Below are 20,442 nucleotides of genomic sequence, written 5' to 3'. Positions count from 1 at the left end.
AAGGCTATTGGGCGCTCAAGTTCCGAACGGTCGGAATGTCATGGAAGACATCTCGTGCGAACGCCCTCTAGACTGTCTGCCCAGCAAGACGGTTGCAGGAACAAGTCTCACTTCGCCGATCTCATACCAAGCGGCTTTCCTTACGGGAGGCTGCGCAGCAACGCCGAATGAGCCATCGAGGCGATCTGACGTCTTCCGTCTCCAGCGAGACCGAAGGGTGGTGTTTCACGCATAGCTAGTTCATAATCGGCGGAAACAATTGCTGTGCAGCACGCTTGCCGCAGCAAAGCGTCCCTTTTGCGGGCAAGATCAGCGCATGAACAGTACTGCTTCCTTTCCTGTCGATGCAATTGCAGCCGAGCTACGCGGCCTCGATCCCGCATACTCACCCACGCCACTCTTGAACCTTCCGGCGCTGGCGAACCGGCTCGGAGTGGCGCAGGTGCTCGCGAAGGACGAGGGCAGCCGCACGCTCGGTAGCTTCAAGTCGCTTGGTGGCACCTATGCCGGGTTGCGCGCACTCGCCCGAGCCTCGCGTATGCAGGTGGCAGACCTTCTCGGGGCGCCACCCAAGGGGCAGCCGACCCTGATCTGCGCCAGTGACGGTAATCACGGGCTCGCGGTAGCTGCCGCCGCGCGCTTTGCCGGGGCGACCGCCCGCGTGTTCCTGCACGAGGGCGTGCCGAACGCGCGCGCGCGCCGCATCGAGCATCAGGGTGCCGAGATCGTGTGGGTGCCCGGCACCTACGACGATGCAGTCGATGCGGCCGCAGCGGCGGCCTGTCAAGGCGCAGGCGTTCTTGTCGCCGACACGACCGACGATCCGAACGACCCCATCGTTTGCGATGTCATGGCGGGATACGGCGTCGCGGCGGCCGAAATCCGCAATGAGGTGGATTTCGCCGGCCATGGGCGTCCGACGCACGCCTTCATACAAGCTGGTGTGGGCGGACTCGCCGCCGCCATCGCCGAGGGCCTCTCCGGCTGGCTGGCACCTCCGGGACATATCGTAACGGTCGAGCCCGAAAGCGCGGCGTGTGTTGCGCCCGCACTCGCGGCCGGCCGGCCGATTCGGGTGAAGGGCGATCTGCGAACGTCCGCGGAGATGCTCTCCTGCGGCCGCGCGAGCGCGCCGGCCGTTGCGGTGCTCAGGCGGCACGGCGCTCGGGCCATCACCGTGTCCGAGGCGGAATTGGTGGATGCTGTTCGCCTGCTCTCCGCCCACGACCTGGCCACCACCCCATCCGCTGCCGCAGGCTTGGCGGGGGCCATGAGTGCTTTGGCAATCCCGAGCCATACAAGCAATCTCGGACTCGACGGGCGGAGCCGCATTCTCGTCCTCCTCACCGAACGCGCCCTGGAGGCCTAATGTGATCACCGCGATCTTCCCTCCTGGCTCGACATGGATTTTCTCAACGAGCCATGTCCAGGAGGCCGGAGGGCTTCATCATTGGATTACCGGCGGTCCGCCTCCGGCTCGGCGGCTAGCGGCGCGCCCCCGACGGAAACCGGCCCTTCTGGTTTAGACGGGCGACTGGCTCTCGTTATCGCCTTCGAAGCGGTATGGGTTGCTGGCGGACGAGGATCTGCAGGAGGAGGCGGAGCAGTCGGTGGGCTCTGCAGAGCCTCAATTCTTAAAGTCAGGACTGCGATTTGATCCAACATCCGCTGCAAATCGGCTTGCTGCGCACTGATGTTGCGATTGAGCGCCGCAAGCTCTTCGCTCGCCTCCTGTTGCCGCAACTGAATCTCCGAAAGGATTGCTTTGTCTTCAGATGACAAGGCCGGCATTGAGACAATTTCAGGTGTTCCCGACGCCTCCAGGAATTTGTCAATATGAGGCCAGTAACGGGCTCCGCCAACGCATAGGCCCGTGAGGATGGCGACAAGTCCAAAAACCCATGGAAGGCGTCTTGATGACTTGCGCAAGACGGCAGGCAGCTCCGAGCCGTTCGCTTCATCAATCACATCCATGATCCCTTGTCCTGCACCTCAACCTGCAATGGCTCTCGTTGACGCGATAGTCGATGACGGTCAAGACCTTCAGTGAGCCGTCCGCGCGACACGAAAATTGGTCATGCACAACGATATCGGGAAAATCACGCCGCTTCCGCGTCGACTATCCAGCCCTTCAACGAACCGATGTTTTCCCGCGCCAACCCACCACTCAGCGCAGTAACGCTGCACAAGCAAGCGCGATACGATTGCGAAACAATCTAAGTTCACTCGCGGTGGAGGGGCGTTCCTCCGCGCTGGCGGCGATCTACAAGGCGCTCCGTTGAAAGATGAACAAGCACGCTCGCAGAAGGCGGGCTCAGCTAACTAACGCCCGATCAACTCTGCGCCCGAATGGATGACTTCGGGCATGATGAGCTAATCGATTGAGGGACGACGAAGGGCGGTCAACAAGAACGGGCGTTATCTCGAACAGATCAACGGCGACGCCTTTGACTAGGATCATCGGCCTGGATTCACGATCGCCTATGCCGGAATTCACCACTGCATGGGGCTGTCATCTCGAGCTTGACATCGCATCACACCACGTCTCACCGCCAGGACGACATTATACGCGCGGGGCAGCGCAAGGATGGCGACTGATCGTGTACGCCCGGCATAATCCACTGACGGGAGGAGGAACAGAAATGACTAAAACACTTAGACGGATGCGCTGCACGATTGCTGCTGCCTTCTAGGCAAGAGCGCCTTTTTTAAGCGTGAGCACCCGGCAGTTCGCAGTTTTACCAGGAAACACCGGGGATATTGAGATATTGAGTTCTTAGGGCTAAGTAGGACGTTGCAGGCCGAGTAGCCTGCATCAAAGCGGCGGAGTTTTCCGCCAAAGCTTAGAGCAAACGGATCAGCCTGTCAGTCGCTTCATAATAGTGATGGAGCCTTCGGAGGAAGTGTTCGGAAATGCGTGGACTCCTGATCCTCTTTGTGGCGTTTGCGATTATGTTGGCAGCACGCGGCCGGCACCAGGATGGCTTTGTGCCGCGGCCGACCGCGTCCATGCCACTAGTCAACGTGCCCTAGTCTTTTCGCGCCACGAATTCGATAGCTACGTTGATCGAGTTGCTCCTGATGCAATACGGGCATCGAGATATTCAGGCGAGGAGAGCTGGACTACAATCTTCTGGACGGTCGCAATTTAATTTGGCACGTGCCGTTCAGCCGCATTGCCCGATCCGCTCGGTCGATAATTCTTCGAGAATAGTAGCTTCCTTGACGACTTGAGTGGCAGCTGTTCCTGTGAGTCAATTCGTTCTCTCGCTCAACGACCAGAACATCGCAAGCCGCGATGCGCAGCATTGAGTATGATAGCGCACCCCACCCCTCCGCGGTGGCCAGGGCCGACCTCGGATCTAGGTACATGTCGTCGTGCTCAATTGGCGCTGTGCTACCGCTGATCGGAGGAGGAGACGGCGCGTCGATGATCTCTGGCAGATCGGCTCCCCACCCGACCCGTCCTCACTCGCAGTAGACACGTGAGCTGAAGGTCAACTTCTCACCTCTGCCACAACTTGCCACGCGCAGCGGGAGGTCCCAAACCTTGACCGCGAAGCGGTTCGGTTTGCGGGTAACGTCTGGATACCACGCGCGCTTCTGACAGCCTCTTGTCAGGAACTGCCGCGCATGCAGCTCTTGTCGATGTCGTGACAGCTTACAAGGGTCATGTCGCTTTCGAAACAACAGGCATAAAGGGCCGCCACTCTTCAAGCCTGGTCAGGATATTGTGCGCTCCCGGCTCTCTCCAGTACAACATGAGACGTGAAGGACGACTGAGCTTTGAGAACGATCATGGCTATTTCGTCGAGCTATCGAGCAATCCTGTGATCGCCTCGCGCCGGACACACCGATCCTTTGCGCTACTGCTCCAATGAAGCCCGCCAGAGTGGCGTCCTCGGCAATTGGCACGGAGATTGCTCGACATTCGTTCGTTAACGAGAGTCCTCCTATGAACACAATGCGACGCCCGCATCAGCACACATCAAGTGCTCCAGACGACTTCGAAGGATCGCAATCGCATTACAATCACCGGGGCCTTTCGCCGAAGCAATAACCGTCGGGTATCTGATGACACTCCTCCACACATCGATCAATACAGTCCTTCAAAAGAGGACAGGCGTCTTCAAGCGACATCCCACCGAAGATGGCACCGGATAAGCCGCAATCCATGCGCAGCCGATTTGGCTCTCGCAACAAAATGCCCATTGCCGAGTGGTGCGCATTGTAACTCCCCTTCTTCGTGAGTCGCGGAGGTGGATCGCCAAGGAACCGCATAGATTTGGAGGATGCCACATGAGCGAAACTGCTTTGGTCGACAATGGCATTCCGGATAACACCGTCGTCAAACGCGCAGCTCGCATCGGCGCTGAAATCAGAAATATCAGACTTTCAGGCGATTTGTCGGACCAGGCTATGGCTGCAATCAATCGATTGCTGCTTCAGCATAAGGTGATCTTCTTCCGTGATCAGGTTCATCTCGATGACGCCGAGCAGGAACGCTTTGCCGCACGCTTGGGACAGCTTGTACCGCATCCGACGCTCGCTACGACCAGGGGAACGACGTCGATTCTGGAGCTCGATTCTTCCCGCGGTGGTGGCCGGGCCGACGTGTGGCACGCCGATGGGACGTTCCTGGATGCTTATCCCAAGATTCTGGTGCTGCGGGCTGTTATAATCCCACAATTCGGCGGGGATACGATCTGGTCAAACACCGCAGCCGCTTATCTCGACTTGCCGCCGCCGCTGCAACGGCTTGCCGAACAGCTCCGAGCCGTCCATAGCAACGCCTTCGATTATGCTGGAATCGCCCGCGTACGTGCAGTCGATAAGAAGCATTTTGATGAGGTCTTTACGAGAACGATCTTTGAGACCGAGCATCCAGTCGTGCGAGTCCATCCCGAAACCGGCGAGCGTGCACTGATGCTCGGCTGTTTGGTGCAGCGCTTCATTGATATTCCGAAATTTGATGGCCAGAAGCTGTTCGATTTATTTCAATCGCATATCATTGCGCCCGAAAATACCATCCGCTGGAGCTGGAAGGAAGGTGATGTTGCGATCTGGGACAACCGCGCAACACATCATTATGCCGTAAATGATTACGGCGATCAGCATCGTATTGTTCGGCGCGCCACCATCCATGGGGACATACCCGTCGGTGTCGACGGGCGCTCCAGTGTAAAGCGTCTGGAGGTCGAAAAGCAGCTGCCCTTTAGAGTTGCCTAGCGAGCCACTTTCAGCGTCTCGGTCGTACGGCCCCACCGATTCGTTTGTCAAGCCTGAGTTGTCCGCGCCGGTTCCTACTTCAGATCCGGAGGCGCCCTTCGGTGAATTGGGCCTACATCACATGCACAGAAATTCGTGGGCAGCTTAGTGAGCTCGATGTAGAGCTCTTAAGCTAGATCTTTCGTCGGCTGAGCAGATCACCCGTGACCTTGCCCCACGGATTTAATCCCACGTTGAAGTTCGCTCTTGCCCAAGGTAGAAAATGAGTCTCGTTTTTTTGCTCATGGCAAGTGATCACCTCGCTGGGCGGCCGGCGACACCTGCAGGTTTCGGCACGTCGACCATCGAACTCGCAAATCGATGGAAGTTTGGCTCCGCCATTCGCCTGCGGCCTATTCTGTTCAGACCGTGGTATGGTATCATTTCGCGGTTTGGTGAAACTGGCGCCGACGAATATTTCCTTGATCCCATTCCGCTCCCGAACACGACGCCACAAGCATACAAGGCAACATTCAAGGCGGCGCGAAGCGGCGAACTCTTCCTCTACGTGAACGACGCGGTGATCGGTCTGCCATGGGTCTACGACAGCTTCTGTCAGAACAATGGGGGCAAGGCCAAAGTGGCGGGCCGACTTCTGTGAGTCATCCAGCCGCAGGCAATTGCGACGACATTCGCGCGCAGCCGACGCTTCTATGAGCAAATGTGCTGCTCAAGACCGATGGTGATGCATGAGTCTCTCGCGCGCGGGCACTATCCGCACAAATGGCTTGGCAAGGAGTGCTGGGATTCCGATGGTCGCGATGCCGCCTGATTGCGCGACCCAATTCAAGCACGTCCGCCAGCCTCACTCGCGTCCTCACATGATACAGCAACGTGAACCGCAATTCGAACGGTCGCCCGCACTGGCGCCTAAATAGCCTCGAAGTACCGCTCGCGTTCACAGTCGGAGACTCGATGTTGAACAGCTTCCCACTCCCATCGCCGGGAACGCGAGAACGCTTTAACAAACCTGCCGCCGAACACGTCGGACGCCTTTGGAGATTGCGCAAACCGGAAAGTGGCCTCAGCTAAGTTTTGGGGAAGCCGTTCGAAAGCAGGGTCTCTTTCGTCACTTGCATCGCCAACAACTGGAGTTGCTAACACAGCTTTCTCTTCAATGCCCAGAATTCCGGAGCCGATGGCACATGCGAGCGCGAGATAGGGGTTTACATCTGCGCCACTCAATCTGTACTCAAGGCGGTGTGCAGACTTGTTTCCCGGAATGACCCGCACCGCACACGAGCGATTGTCAACTCCCCAGCTCGGGCAAGTTGGAGCCCAATAGCCGGGCAGCAGCCTCTTATAGCTGTTCACGTTGGGCGCAGCGAGAACACAAAAGTCGTTCATGTATTTCAGCTGGCCGCCAACGAATTGGTTCATAATTCCTGAGATGTTGCGGCTCGCCTCGCTGTCGTAAAATGCGTTCTGACCATTTGACGACATTGAAATGTGAATATGTCCCGACTGTCCCGGCCAATTCTCCGAAACCTTGGCCATAAACGTTACCATCATACCCCGGGTCTGAGCCCAGGATTTCACCATCGACTTGAATAAGACTGCCCGATCCGCAGCCTCGAGGGCATCACAATGACGAAGCGACGCCTCAATCACGCCAGGGCCGGTTTCAAAGTGAAGCCCGGCGAGCGGTAGTCTCGCATTGTCACAAAATGCTAGAAGCGCTTCGAACAGCTCATTGCTGGCGAGGGTGCGCGCCACTGAATAGCCGAAGGGGCCCCGCGTTAGAGGAACCCATTGATCATAGGGCTTCTTATGAATTGTCTCTGTACTCTCATTGAACAACATAAACTCAAACTCGAATCCAGCAGTGCAACTGTATCCGTGGTCAGCAGCTCTCCGCAGGACTTTCCGCAAAACACCACGGGGGCAGATGCTCTCATGCGCACCTGCAAACTCGGCGAGGTAAAGATAACGGTCATGAGAAGTAGGTACGGGGCGCGCCGTGGCTGACAGAACACGCAGATCGGCGTCTCCGAATACTGATGGCAGCTCTTGCCCGAAATGGGCTGGTATCACTCGGTCCGAACAATCCCAGGCGAGCACGGCTTCGGAGAACTTGATGATCGCGTCTTCGGCCGAGACATCTTCAGACAATACGTGCTTGCCCCGAAGAATACCATCGAAGTCGCATACCCCAATCAAGGCCTTACGCGATCCATTCGCGCGAGCCGGCCGAATTTCGCTCGCCATTAAGCCCGCCCCTGCGCCTTTAACTCGAATACCTGGTCCATACGCATTGCTCGCAACTTGCGATGGTCGTCATCAAGCTCAGTCAAGTTGTTGTTCACGAGATAAACGATTCCCGGAGTCGACGCTAAGTCGGTCGTCGGGACCAGGTTCTGACCTATCGGAACAAATGCTATCGCATCGGCGAAGCTCGGCAGCTTGCGAATTGCTTCGAGTCCGGGATAGCCATTGACTACACCGTGCATATCGGAGATGAGCGAGACGCAAAGTGCGTGAGCCTGTCGCCTGTAAGGCCCGCGTCCTCTCATATACTCGGTGAAGCCGACGGGATCTGCGTAGCGCCACGCCGTCAGTGTTATATGATTGTGACCCAAAGCCATGGTCCTGGCTTTTGCAGACATCGTCCCTTGAAGCCTCGCTCCACAGTCCACTAGAACCGGCCCCTTGCGATCGACGATAATCTCGGCATGAGCAGGTCCGTTGACAATTTCAAGCGCCTTTAACGCTTGCACCAAGTAGTCGGACAGCTCTTGAACAACTGGTTCCTTACCTCCCAGTAACTGCTCGACCGAACAGACTGATCCCGCGCCTTTGACGGGAACAGTGTCGTAAGTCCACACCTCCGTCACGAACGTTTCCCCGTCGGCCGAGATAGCGTTCACGGTGTATTGTTGACCGTTTATCTTCTCTTGGCCAAGAGCAAAACGATTCATCGCTCCGAGGCAATTCGTCTTGCCGACAATAACGTTCACAGCTCTGCGAACATCAGCATCGGTCGAACAAAAGAACACGTCCTCGGTACCTGCGCTGTTCAACGGCTTTACAACGATTTCGTCGAAGCCCTGTTGACGCATCCAGCTTGTGACTTCATCCGCATTATCGGACACAACTTGTCGGATCGATCGCACTCCTGCAGACGTCAAAGCGTCAGACATGCGTGACTTGTCACGTCTTGCAGCTGACAACGCGGTGCCATTCGAAGGCAGCCCAAGCAGTTCGGATAACGAATCGGCAAGTTCAACGCCGGACTCGCATCCGGCTATGATGAATTCCAATTCTCTCGCTCGGAGAGCCTCCAGGTGAAACTGCACGACCTCCTCGTCACTCATGCGCTCGCCCGGCCGAAGGACTTCATCGTAGATCTCGGCGTTGAAGTGTGACTGAAAGATCGGTGGAATCCGCGCACTGGACATCGCGTGCACAGTTTTAATTCCGTAACGCTTGAACTCTTCCGGCAGGTATCGGCCTGTGGAGTATGCGTCGACTATGACACAACGACGTTCCTTCATGCGGATCTCCGATACTGGAAGTAGAGGTTACCTACGGCGATAGCCGTAATGAGAACATTTCCCAACAGCGTATATAAGGACGGCACGATGCGAGAATCGAAATACTGAAACAGAAACGTGATGATAGGGGCCGTGGACAAGACCATGTTGACCGTGAATGGTTCTACGCGGCGAATGCCCTCCTGCACCAAGAGCAAGGGAATAATGATCGTCGAGAGTGCAATCATTAGGATGGCAAGCCAATGCTGTGAGACCTCGTGTAAGACAGAGGAATGATCGCTCAATACCAGCAGCAAGAGAATTGCTCCGTAAAAGCGATGAGCCAGTACTTGTCGGCCAGATAACCCGCGATCAAACAGCAGTTTCACGAGGATATTGGTCAGCGAAAGCGACAGCCCAGCTACAATTGCCAGGAAAATACCAAGGGATGATCGTGGCCCCCATTCGATTCCCGCGTTGCCGCTGGCAGCGATCCACACCATATAACTGCCGACAGCTGCGATCAGAACGCTCGCGATGATATCCGATTTCGGGGGACGCCCCTGTCTCCTGATCAGTGCGTTCAACCATGCTGTCGCAGTGGGTCCTAGTGCGACCATGAACGTGACCACGATAGCAGGTTCGGCATATTTCAGTCCGACAAACAAGCCGACCCAACTTACCGCGGTAACACAATTAAGGGACACAAAGGCCGGAACCGATGATTTCCCGACTCTCACTCCAACGCCTTCGCGCTGAGCCAAGACGTTGAACGTCATACTTACGATACCAAAGGATAGCAGGAGAGTGATCCACACGTTTGATTGCTGGAAATACGCTGCTGCATAGACGTCACCTGCGGCGCTAACGAGAACATAGAGAGCAACGAAGAGCACTCCGGCCGCGAATTTTGCGCTCGGCTTGTGCAAAGGCTGCAAAACTGATCGAGACCAGAAGCGTGTTTTTGACGACGTTTCAAAAGGATCTCCTTCTTTCGATCTTAAAGCACCGCGTTTCGATCGAAGCTTCACAAAACACCCCTTTCACTTTCCAAGCGGTACGTGACGCACGCCGCTCCAAATGCGTTGAAAAGCTGCTTGCTCAGGGGATCAGTTTCGACGTGCCATTCAGGGTGCCACTGCACGCCAATCTGCAGCGTCGGCGCGCCTGTTACCGAGGCCGCCTCGATCAGACCGTCGGACGCCCAGGCTTCCGGTTTTAGCTCTGCCGCAAGCCTTTCTATCCCTTGATTATGCAAGGAATTGACCTGTGCTTCGACCGCGCCCGCGATAGGACGGAGAACGCCGTCCGGACATAATTTCACGCTGTGCGCTGTATCGTACTGGCGATCCCTCGGCAAACCGGCCTTCTCTGCATGCATGTGTCCGCTTTCCTGCCTCCATTCGGACAAGGACTGGTGAAGTGTGCCGCCAAAATAGACGTTAAGCTCCTGAAGCCCGCGGCAAATGCCTAGGATCGGCATCCCAAGGGCAACTGCCTTCTTAATGGCTGCCGCCGACAGCCTGTCACGAGGGCGATCCCTCACGCCGGCTCGAACATCGTGCTGACTTGCTAGCTTCGGTCTTCCCGAAGCGCACGAACTGAACATGGCAGCATCGATATTCGATTCATCCCCCGTCAAAATCAGACCGTCGAGCCTGCCCATGATCGCCAGATCGTTATCCAGTTCAGCATCCTCAGCATCGATCGTCGGCAATATCACGCAAGCCACGTCCGCATAGCGAACGAGGGCTTGAACGTATTTGCGCCGCAACCAGTCGCGGTGCACGCCATCTGTCACAAGACGGTTTGAGGTCACGCCCACCACGGCGCGGACCGCGTCTGCCCGCTGCGGTATCAAGCCAACTTCTCCCTCGCATCGGAACTGGCCAGAGACTGCTCATACAGCCGCCGATTTCGCTCAATCAACTGGGCAATTACGCTAGGTTGACCTTGAGGTCCCTTGACGAAGAGCCCTCCCCACGTTGCGGCAACACTTGCGTATTGAGGATCCTGCATCCGAATTTTCTGCGCTTTGTGCAAGAGCCAGAAAGGAATGCCGGGCGAGAGGTGATGCTCGAGGTGGTATTCGTCGAGATTCTGGCCGAAAACGGCTCGCTCGATAAAGCTGCCCTTCCTATTCCGAGTCAGGTAGACGTTCTTTGTCTCGGTCTCGCACATAGGTGAGTGCTCGGCGAGCTCGATGAACCAGCCGAGAACCTGAAATGTGGTGAGATAGGGCACGATCCAGAACAGGACGACGATGTGGAGCACGCCAAGAAGATATGACCCACCGAGTATGACTATCCAAAAGAGATAGAAGCCATACTTGTCGATAAGGACACCCGACCGGCTCTGGTCCTCGACACCGACCGAAAACCGATTGGTCCAAAGATACTTCAGATACGCAACTGTCGCGCCACCCAATATCGGCTTCCAGATTATGTTGAAAGCGTACTGCTTAGGAGGCTGAACGTCGTAAACGCCGCTGGCCAAGAAGAACTTCAAGTCGGGATCCCTCTCCGGATCGCCGAGATATGGGTGATGCAGGTATACGTGCGAAATCCGGTATGCCCAATGGCGCTGGAACAAGGGATATGACGCGAACAAAATGCCCAGGACATAGTTCCAGGTCGTATTCTTTGCGAGGGTGCGGTGCGCGGCATCGTGAGCGATTGTCGTCAATCCACGCTGGAAGGCTCCAATCAACAGAACTGCGAGGGGATAGAGCCACCACGAGACATGGACCGTCGCCAGGACGCAAGCTGCGATCACAGCGTAGTCCTTCACGATGTAAGCAGCTCCCGTTATGTTATCAGGTCTGAGCGCGGAGAGCTGCTGGTTGATCTCGCGGTCAAATTGAACCGCCTCAAAACGTGACGACCTCAGTTTCCAAGCATCTGCCTGTTTCATGAGAACCCCTTCCTGGATCGGCTTTCAGGTTGTCAGATTGCGGATAGCGCCTTTTCCAAGTCCTTGATGATGTCGGTAACATCTTCAATGCCGACGCAAAGCCGGATGGAGCCGCCGAATATGCCGGCCGCCTCGCGCTTTTGCCGTGGGACGGTGGTGTGGGTCGTAGAGACAGGATGGGTTACCAGCGTGCGGGCATCTCCCACGTTCGAGACGTGATACATCAAGCCGACGTTCTGGATGAACTTGCGGCCGGCTTGCTCGTTCTCCACCTCGAACATGACCATCGCCCCATGCCCGTACCCGGTATTGAGTGTCTGATCGATGATTTCTCGGTCGGCTCCTTCAAAGAGGCTCGGGTAGAAGACCCGGCGCACTTTTGGGTGCTTGCTCAGGAACTCGGCGACAATCCTGGCGTTCTCGCAGTGCTCCTTCATACGGAGATATAGCGTTTCCAGTCCTTGAATGAGCTGGAAGCTTGCAAAAGGCGAAATGGCCGCGCCAGTATCGCGCAACCAAGTCATCCGCGCCTTGAGAAGAAACTCGCTCTTTCCGAGATCATCGACCTCCGCCAACGCGTTGCGCCAGATGATTCCACCGTGCGCATCGTCTGGGCCGTTGAACAGTGGGAAGCGCGACTTTCCCCGATAATCGAACTCACAATTGTCGACGATCAGTCCGCCGAGCGTCGTCCCATGACCGCAAATGTATTTTGTGGCAGAGTACGTCGTAATCGCGGCGTCGAGAGCTGACGGCTGGCACACCAGGGGAGTTGTCGTGTTGTCTACGACCAACGGGACGCCATGCCTTCTGCCGATCTCCGCCAGCTGCTGAACAGGAAGCGGAACCAGGCAGGGATTCGAGATCACCTCCCCAAACAGACATATCGTTCGGTCATCGATGGCCTGTTCGAACGTCTCGGGGTTTCGAGGATCTGCCGTCCTGACGCTGATACCGAGACGCTTCAAGGTGTTGTGAAGCAGATTCCACGTATTGCCATATAGATACGGAGAAGCGACGACGTTATCTCCCACCTCGCCGCTTGATAAGTTGACGATTGCGAGAAACGTCGCCGCTTGACCTGATGCAACGGCCAGCGAGTCGCGTCCCATGTCGACCGCGGCATACCTCTTTTCCAGTGCGCGGGTCGTCGGATTGATGATTCGAGTATAGGTGAAACCATCAGCCTTTACGTTGTAGACGTCAGCAATATGGCTCAGATCACCGTCGAGCTCATAGGCCGTATTTTGATAGATCGGAACTGCTACAGCTTTCGTCACCGGATCACGACGGTATCCTGCGTGCAAAGCAGCAGTTGCGGTCGAATATGAATGCTGCGCGATGCTCGCCATTGGTTGCGAAATCTGTGCACTGCTGTCACGTGTCTCCTGGGCCGAGACTTGTCCCGCAGACGGAGTCCGACCGGACCGGAAGTATGTGCGAAACGCACAACCCAACTGCTCGATCCAATCGTATCGAATCTCGCCAATACAGCCGACCCGGAAACTGCGCGTGGGAAGATGCAGCTTCGAGTAGACGTAAAGGTTATGGGCCGCCAGGTGGCGATATAATCCATCAAACCCGACCTGGTCGGAGATGCCAGCTGGAGCGGTGAACGCCACGCAAATAGGCGACTGCAGGTGCGCCGCAAGCAGCGGGGGCACCACTCCTTCCAGCTCCTTTATGATGCCGTCCCTTATCTTCTCATACCTGCGGCGCCTGGCATCAATGCCTTCGATGCTCAGGATCTCCAATGCCTTTGTAACTGCCTGAACAATGTGTGTTGGAGGGGTTGATCGCCATTCACCCGTGCGCTCAAGCGAGCGCCATTGATCTCTCACGTCGAGAACAAACGATCTTGGCTCTTGGATTGCATTCTCAAGGAGCTCGCGAGAGGCAATGACGAAAGCCAATCCCGGTGGACCTTCGATACACTTGTTGCTCGACGTAACCAAGACGTCTGGTCCGCCACGACTTAAGTCGATGTTGACGCCGCCGAAAGAACTCATCGCGTCAACGATGGTCCTCACGCCACGTCGCCTCGCCACCTCTATGATCGGCTCGAGCGGATTCACAATTCCCGTGGTTGTCTCGCAATGGACAACGCATAAGTGCGTGATGCCTGACTCTCGGCTCAAACGCTCGGCGATTTCCTCAGGGTCCAAAGGCTCGGTGGCTCGCTTGATAAGCTTAACCGCCTCGACGCCCCACAGCCGCAGAATCTTGAGAATGCGCTCGCCATAAATACCGTTTATGCAAACGAGCGGCCGATCGGCCTGGGTGAGAAATGTAGAGAGAGCGGCTTCCATTCCAAAAGAGCCGCCTCCCTGGATAGGAACGACCGAATAGCCTTCCGCGTTGCCCGACACATTCAGCATCATTCGCCTCATGCGCGCGGTCACTTCCTTGAACTCGCTATCGCGCGATGCAAGGTCGAGCTGCATCTCGGCTTTCACTGCCGACGATAACGACATTGGTCCAGGCGTCAGCAAAGAACGTTCTCTCGTCACACCATCCCCTTCTATGTTGTGTCCATTACAATTCTGCAGAGTCAAACCATGTCATTCGCCGGACGAAGGCCAATCGCCAGTGAACGGCGCGCTGGCCCTCCACGACAATTCAAACCTGTCTGCGTAAAGCCGGCACCGATATCATTGTAGATCCCCTGGGGATTGGGCCGCACCGCGTTGCCGAGTGCAAGTCACGGTAACGCAGCAGCCTCCTTTTGGCATTGCGATCGAGGGCCGCCACTCGCGTCGCTGATAAGACAGTTATCCAATCTGCGTACGTGTGACGGGCGCCTTACAATCCGACGGTGAGCCCGGTGCATCTGTCGGACGCGCATTGATATTGACCCAAACATAGCGAGCTTCACGATCGTCGCTGATGACCGAAGTCATCGTGCATGAGCCTAGAATTTTGGACATTCGCATTCTTTGTCCCTCGTTAAAGGCCGTGCCCGCGCCCGTCACCGCCTGTTTCACTACCCTACAACTTGACGTAGGGTTCGATTCAACCCTCTCAGATAGCTGACCGTGTGAAATTTTTCGGACAAAGCCATGTCGCATGGAATCCGAGGAGCCACCGAATGTGCACGATCTAACAATGACTCCCATGACGCTCCGAAGGTAAGACGCGCCCAAAGCGTAAGGCGGGCAAGTGACCGTTGGGACCTCTGAAGGAGAGAGCTTGTGGCGTATGCAATGGTGACAGGCCAGCCGAACGGGCCACTTGTGCTGAGCCAGCATGAGCGGATGTACTTCGAGAGGCAAGTTCGTCTCATCCTCATCATCATTGCTTCGGTTGCTACCTGAGCGGTGCGGCGCGGTCCCGCGGTGAGAGAAAGGCATTGCAAGCAACTCCGTTGCTAGCGGACCTGCCCTCGATGAACACACCCTCGACAAATGGCGCTACCGATTAACGATTGTTGTGATGGCCTGCTTGGCGAGGTCGGCCCTGGCCGCCCTCGCACCATCGACGACCATCAAGCTGCCGCGGCGAGCCAACGAACGTTGCGCGACGACGCCATCAACGCGAAACACTGGTCGATCCCATCGAACATGCAGAGCGATGTGCGGCACGTGCCGTGCTTAATCTCGCCTCGTGCTTCGTGATCGGCAAAGGCTACAGGCGCTACCGGTAGTCGAGTTACTGAAGTTCTTGAAAAGGACCGACTCTCAGGGATCTGAACGTCCGAATGTCCATATCATCATGGATAACTACGCCACCCGCGAAAACACCCAGGATCTAAGCGCGGATCGCCTACTCATGGCGCTGCACCGGAAAGACCGTTGCATTTTTCGGGCCCTCGGGCGCGAATGTCGCGAGTATGTGACCGCCAGGCGCAAGTGCTGACCGCAGGCGCTCGACGTAGGCAGCCCTGGCGCGGGATTCGGCTAGGACGTGAAACGCCGCACGATCATGCCTCAGATCGTACGTCTTAGGCGGGCGCCATTGTGCATAATTGGCGCGTACTCTGGCTGACCATGCTCGATCGCGTCGCCCCAGATGCGCCACCCAAGCTCGCATTGACGGACACGGAGATTGCATTGCACGACTCATAAGCGCGTGAGCATCTGTTCTGTGTGAGACGCCAATCGAGCAGAGATGTCACAAACTGCGATGTGATCTCAGGAGGCCGTCTTGATTGGGGAACCGGTGAATCCGTCGCTCTGATCGAGATGCACGGCTTTGGCCGAGCAGACGGCCAATATGATGTTGATGCAGCCGTATCCAGAATATAACGGGCGTTTTTTTTCAAAATGCCGGCCTGTAATGTCGTGCCCAAGTCAGTCCAGAAGCCGCATCCCCCGATTTGGATGGCGTGTTCGCGACGCGAGAACATTTTGCACGCAGCGCGTCACGGGTCGGGCGCGCTTGTCTTCTGCTTTGTCGAGGCGTCGCAAGCAAACGTATGGTGCGATGAGTACTACGAGATCATCAAGTCCCAAAACTGCGTCCCCATTGGGCGCTAACGCCAACATCGCGATTTCGGAAACGGCATGATAGTACAGACGCCGAAGAAGCCATGCGCCGTGGACCCGGTGGCTTCAGGTCGCCGAAATAGTCCAATCCCAAAACGCATTGATTGGCGGAGTTAGCGGATCGGCTTCGCGCAATGTCCCGTGCGCCGACATATTGATGCTTACGCTTGACCCAGCGGAGCCGCCGCAATCCGCCAGCCACTGCCGAAGATCGGCGGCAAACATCGTCGCGCCGAAGTCCACGTCATTCGCGCCGACCGGGTCCATCGGGACGTTGCCTCCGCTAATCGTCAAAATGACTGGGGTTAAAACATTCGTCGATTTCGAGGCGAGCCCGAACGATAGAAACGTCCTTAGCGCGCAATTCGATATCTCCACCGTCGCCCTAATCCGGCGGGGCGTCGATACGTTCAGTCAATTCGACATGATCACGTCTCACTTTTTTGCGCAGCCTAGGCATTCCTCCGAACGCGCGGGGCTGTCTCTCTGCCCGGCATGTTAAGGCAGTGATATCCCCATGGTGCCACCGTGAGTCAAGGCTCCCACAATGCCCCGCGCGTTCGAATGCGATCTAGCTGATTGCCGAACGGTCGCTCTCTTCGGAGATCAGCGCTTGTGACACAAACGAACGCCACTCATCGTCCTCAAGGTCGATACACGCGTGCTTGCCACCCCGCCCGCAAACGGTCAACCTAACGGCACCGTTCGGGAGACGCGACGCACGGACGTGTGGGGCTGGGAAGTCGGCGTATTTCTGCGTCAACTCAGCGATGATTTTCATGGGCGCGCCTCTCGAATTGGTGGCCGGCGCAGTCCTTGCCCCGGCCGAGGTGTGAAGATCTTCCAGAATATCCGCGCTGGGTGACACCGTCGGGCTGCGGAGACTCCCGGTATCCGCGTTGTCGCGTATGCTCTCGTGAGGTTGGCGACGATCCAGTCGACCACTGATGCGGCTGCGCCGAGTTGCCACATCATCGTGTCCACTTCACGCCCACCAGTCCGCAGCCCAGACCTGGCTTGCGTGAAACGGTCCTGCAACAAGGCCCCAAGCGGGCCTATGTGGCGAACGCGATTCACGTGGCGTTTCAGAGCTCGAGCTCAGAGCATACAATAACAACAGGACTCATGAGTCTGCGCGCATGCGGCAACGGACCGCACCTCTGAGCCGTTCCGCTCTCGGTTGGCTCGCTTGCGGCCCTTGATGGTCGCATCCGGCGCCCGTTCGATGTGGCCTATTGCGCGTGGCACATCAACCCGGCGTTGCCTTTCCTTCCGGAAGCGGCTTTGGATCGGGCTCACCTCGCGCAATCGAACAGAGGCGTGACAATTCAGTGCGAGACGGTTTCGCCGACCAAGCCCGCATCGGCACTGTTGGCGGCGCGTCGCACCCCCAGCCATCATGTTGGCGCCTTGTATCGATCCTCAAGGTTTTAGTGCGGTCTTCTCCGCTAAGCGTCTGCTGATCGCCTTTCACTGGAGCGCAGCACATAAGGCATAGGAGAGGGCTCCCTAGCGATCGCCAATGACAGCGCGGGCCACCAAGAGATTGACCACCGCATCGGCTAGCTGCTCGGCCGTTTGTCCCAAAGTCGTGAGATGCATTTCCGGCCTTAACGGCCTTTCGTATGGCGCATCGATGCCGGTGAAGCTCTTGATCTCGCCAGACTTCACCTTGGAATATAGACCCTTGGGATCCCGCCGCGCGCATTCTTCGAGCGGCGTGTCGACAAACACTTCGATGAACTCCTCCTCATCAAACAGATTGCGTATCATGTCGCGTTCAGCCCTGTAGGGCGCGATGAACGAGCAAATTACGATCAACCCGCTGTCTGCCATCAACTTGGCGACTTCCCCGACACGCCGAATATTCTCAGCGCGGTCGGCCTGGGTGAAGCCAAGATCCCGATTCAATCCGTGCCGGAGGTTGTCTCCATCCAGAATCATGGTGTGGCAAGACATTGCAAAGAGCTTTTGATCGACGATGTTTGCAATGGTTGATTTGCCCGCGCCGGACAGCCCGGTGAACCAAATGACGCAAGGCTTCTGGTTCTTGAGTGCGGCACGCGCTGCTTTATCTACCGACAGCGGTTGCAAAGCGATGTTGGTCGCCCGCTGCACCGCAAAGGCGATCATGCCGGCTCCAACCGTGCGATTCGTATGGGGATCGATGACGATAAATGATCCCGTCTTCCGATTGCTATCGAAAGGATCGAACGCCACGGTCACTGCCGTCGCCACTTTGCAAAACCCGATCTCGTTTAGACGAAGCGTCCGTGCTGCCAGGTGCTCACGTGTGTTGACGTCGATCCGGTGCTCGATTGCGGTGATGCTGCCGGTTTTGGTCTGTGACCCAACGCGCAGGATGTAATTGCGTCCAGGGACGAGCGGGTCCTTGTCCATCCAGATGAGATAGGCGGCGAACTGGTTAGCGACCTTGGGAGGCTCGCTCGGGCGCGCCAGAAGATCGCCGCGGCTGATGTCGATTTCGTCTTCCAGGGTGATGGTAACGGCATCGCCGGCCTCAGCGCGGGGAAGATCGCCCTTCTGGGTCACGATCCGCTTAATTCGGGTAGTTTGACCGGACGCTGCGGCAACGATCTCGTCGCCTGCCGAGATGCTCCCGGAAACCACCGAGCCGGCATAACCGCGGAAATCTTGATTGGGCCGGTTCACCCACTGGACCGGAAAACGGAAGGCAGTAGCCGCGTTGGGCTGGATATCGACGCTGTCCAAATGGTCGAGCAGGCAGGGACCAATATACCAATTGGTATGATCTGAACGGCTGACAAGATTGTCGCCGTAGCGGGCGGAGATCGGGATCGGAACGATAGAGGTGAAGCCAAGACCGGCAGCAAAAGTCGAATAGTCGTCAACGATCCGATCAAAACTCTTCTGCTCGTAGTTGACAAGATCGATCTTGTTCACTGCTAGCACGACATGACGAATTCCGAGCAGGAAACAGATGAAAGAGTGGCGCTTGGTCTGGACCAGTACGCCCTTTCGAGCATCGATCAAGATGATGGCGAGCTCGGCATTCGAGGCGCCGGTTGCCATGTTGCGGGTGTACTGCTCGTGGCCGGGAGTGTCGGCCACAATGAACGAGCGACGCTGGGTGCTAAAGAATCGGTAGGCCACATCGATTGTGATGCCCTGTTCCCGTTCGGCTTCAAGGCCATCGACGAGCAGCGCGAAATCAATGTCGCTGCCGGTAGTGCCGTGCCTAGCGCTGTCCCGTTCCAGCGCCGTGAGCTGATCTTCGCAGATCATCTTGCTGTCATGCAGCAGCCGGCCGATCAGTGTCGACTTGCCGTCATCCACCGAACCGCAGGTGATGAATCGCATCTGGTCCTTTGTTCCGGCCCCAACCAGACACTTGGTCGTCTCTATGAAAGTCATTAAAAGTAACCTTCCCGCTTTTTTTTCTCCATCGAAGCGGCTTCATCGGTATCAATTAAGCGTCCTTGGCGCTCAGATACTCTCGCATTCCGCATTTCTTCTACGACTTCCTGGATCGTGGTCGCGTTGGAATCGATGGCTCCGCTCAGGGGATAACATCCCAGAGTGCGGAATCGGACCATCCTCATCTCTGGTGTTTCATTGGGCTTAAGCGGAAATCGTCCGTCGTCCACCATGATCGTTGCGCCGCTTCGCCGTACGACTGGCCTCTGTTTTGCAAAGTAGAGAGGCACAACCGGGATCTGCTCGAGCATGACGTATTCCCAGATGTCGAGCTCGGTCCAGTTCGACATTGCGAACACACGCATGGTTTCGCCCTGACGAATTCGGGTGTTGAAAAGATTCCAAAGCTCCGGCCGCTGGTTGCGGGGATCCCAGACATGCCCGGCCGAACGAAAGGAGAATATCCGCTCTTTCGCGCGACTCTTTTCCTCGTCACGTCGTGCTCCACCGAAGGCCGCATCGAACTGATGGAAATCGAGCGCCTGCTTCAGGGCGTCTGTTTTCATCACTTGAGTGTGAAGTGCTGACCCCGAGTCGATCGGGTTGATGCCGCGTTCGACGCCTTCGTTATTCACGTGCACGATCACCTCGACGCCAAGCCGCTTGGCTGTCTGATCCCGGAAAGTGATCATCTCGCGGAACTTCCAGGTTGTGTCCACGTGCAGCAATGGGAAGGGCAACTTCGCGGGATAGAAGGCCTTGATTGCAATGTGCAGCATGACGCTCGAGTCTTTTCCGATCGAATAGAGCATGACCGGCTTACTGAACTCGGCGACTACTTCTCGCATGATTTCGATGGATTCAGCTTCGAGGCGGCGAAGATGTATTGGCAGCATAAGTTCTTT

At 56.7% G+C, this 20,442-nt stretch carries 13 protein-coding genes; 3 read left to right on the top strand and 10 right to left on the bottom strand.

Going from position 1 to position 20,442, the window contains the following annotated elements:
* Window positions 1–316: 316 nt before the first annotated feature.
* Window positions 317–1,369 (top strand): pyridoxal-phosphate dependent enzyme, encoded by a 1,053-nt coding sequence (locus P0R31_RS05375; protein ID WP_275513141.1) that lies wholly within the window; start codon window positions 317–319, stop codon window positions 1,367–1,369.
* Window positions 1,370–1,455: 86 nt separating this feature from the next.
* On the opposite strand, the gene P0R31_RS05370 is transcribed toward P0R31_RS05375, so the two are convergent.
* Window positions 1,456–1,974, bottom strand: coding sequence for a hypothetical protein (locus P0R31_RS05370; RefSeq protein ID WP_275513140.1), 519 nt, complete (start codon window positions 1,972–1,974; stop codon window positions 1,456–1,458).
* A 2,325-nt stretch (window positions 1,975–4,299) separates the two neighbouring features.
* Between P0R31_RS05370 and P0R31_RS05365 the strand changes: the two genes are divergently transcribed.
* Window positions 4,300–5,229: a TauD/TfdA dioxygenase family protein gene (locus P0R31_RS05365; protein WP_275513139.1), complete on the top strand. Its 930-nt coding sequence runs from the start codon at window positions 4,300–4,302 to the stop codon at window positions 5,227–5,229.
* A 262-nt stretch (window positions 5,230–5,491) separates the two neighbouring features.
* Window positions 5,492–5,869 (top strand): hypothetical protein, encoded by a 378-nt coding sequence (locus P0R31_RS05360; protein WP_275513138.1) that lies wholly within the window; start codon window positions 5,492–5,494, stop codon window positions 5,867–5,869.
* A gap of 269 nt (window positions 5,870–6,138) precedes the next feature.
* Here the strand turns inward: P0R31_RS05360 and P0R31_RS05355 are convergent, their stop codons facing one another.
* The 9 genes from P0R31_RS05355 to cysD form a co-directional block, all read right to left on the bottom strand.
* Window positions 6,139–7,476, bottom strand: a complete 1,338-nt coding sequence (locus tag P0R31_RS05355; RefSeq protein WP_275513137.1) for a glutamine synthetase family protein — start codon at window positions 7,474–7,476, stop codon at window positions 6,139–6,141.
* Window positions 7,476–8,762: an ATP-grasp domain-containing protein gene (locus P0R31_RS05350; RefSeq protein ID WP_275513136.1), complete on the bottom strand. Its 1,287-nt coding sequence runs from the start codon at window positions 8,760–8,762 to the stop codon at window positions 7,476–7,478. The genes P0R31_RS05355 and P0R31_RS05350 overlap by 1 nt, the downstream gene beginning before the upstream one ends.
* Window positions 8,759–9,772: a DMT family transporter gene (locus P0R31_RS05345; RefSeq protein WP_275513135.1), complete on the bottom strand. Its 1,014-nt coding sequence runs from the start codon at window positions 9,770–9,772 to the stop codon at window positions 8,759–8,761. Before P0R31_RS05345 ends, P0R31_RS05350 begins: the two co-directional genes overlap by 4 nt.
* A complete protein-coding gene (locus P0R31_RS05340; protein WP_157286234.1) occupies window positions 9,769–10,602 on the bottom strand; it encodes a gamma-glutamyl-gamma-aminobutyrate hydrolase family protein in 834 nt (277 codons plus the stop codon). The genes P0R31_RS05345 and P0R31_RS05340 overlap by 4 nt, the downstream gene beginning before the upstream one ends.
* A complete protein-coding gene (gene rtxC, locus P0R31_RS05335; RefSeq protein WP_275513134.1) occupies window positions 10,599–11,654 on the bottom strand; it encodes a dhydrorhizobitoxine desaturase in 1,056 nt (351 codons plus the stop codon). The genes P0R31_RS05340 and rtxC overlap by 4 nt, the downstream gene beginning before the upstream one ends.
* Window positions 11,655–11,686: 32 nt before the next feature.
* A complete protein-coding gene (locus tag P0R31_RS05330; RefSeq protein WP_430516799.1) occupies window positions 11,687–14,098 on the bottom strand; it encodes a 2-aminoethylphosphonate--pyruvate transaminase in 2,412 nt (803 codons plus the stop codon).
* Between the two features lie 2,106 nt (window positions 14,099–16,204).
* Window positions 16,205–16,405 carry a hypothetical protein gene (locus P0R31_RS05320; RefSeq protein WP_157286237.1) on the bottom strand — a complete coding sequence of 67 codons (201 nt, stop codon included), beginning with the start codon at window positions 16,403–16,405 and terminating at the stop codon, window positions 16,205–16,207.
* 1,242 nt (window positions 16,406–17,647) lie between these two features.
* Window positions 17,648–19,534, bottom strand: coding sequence for a sulfate adenylyltransferase subunit CysN (cysN, locus tag P0R31_RS05315; RefSeq protein WP_275513132.1), 1,887 nt, complete (start codon window positions 19,532–19,534; stop codon window positions 17,648–17,650).
* A complete protein-coding gene (cysD, locus tag P0R31_RS05310; protein ID WP_260380583.1) occupies window positions 19,534–20,433 on the bottom strand; it encodes a sulfate adenylyltransferase subunit CysD in 900 nt (299 codons plus the stop codon). Before cysD ends, cysN begins: the two co-directional genes overlap by 1 nt.
* Between the last annotated feature and the right edge of the window lie 9 nt (window positions 20,434–20,442).

The sequence above is a fragment of the Bradyrhizobium yuanmingense genome (genome assembly GCF_029167105.1).
Taxonomy (GTDB): domain Bacteria; phylum Pseudomonadota; class Alphaproteobacteria; order Rhizobiales; family Xanthobacteraceae; genus Bradyrhizobium; species Bradyrhizobium yuanmingense_A.
Note: the sequence above shows the minus strand (reverse complement) of the source record. Positions and strands in the feature narration are given on the sequence as shown.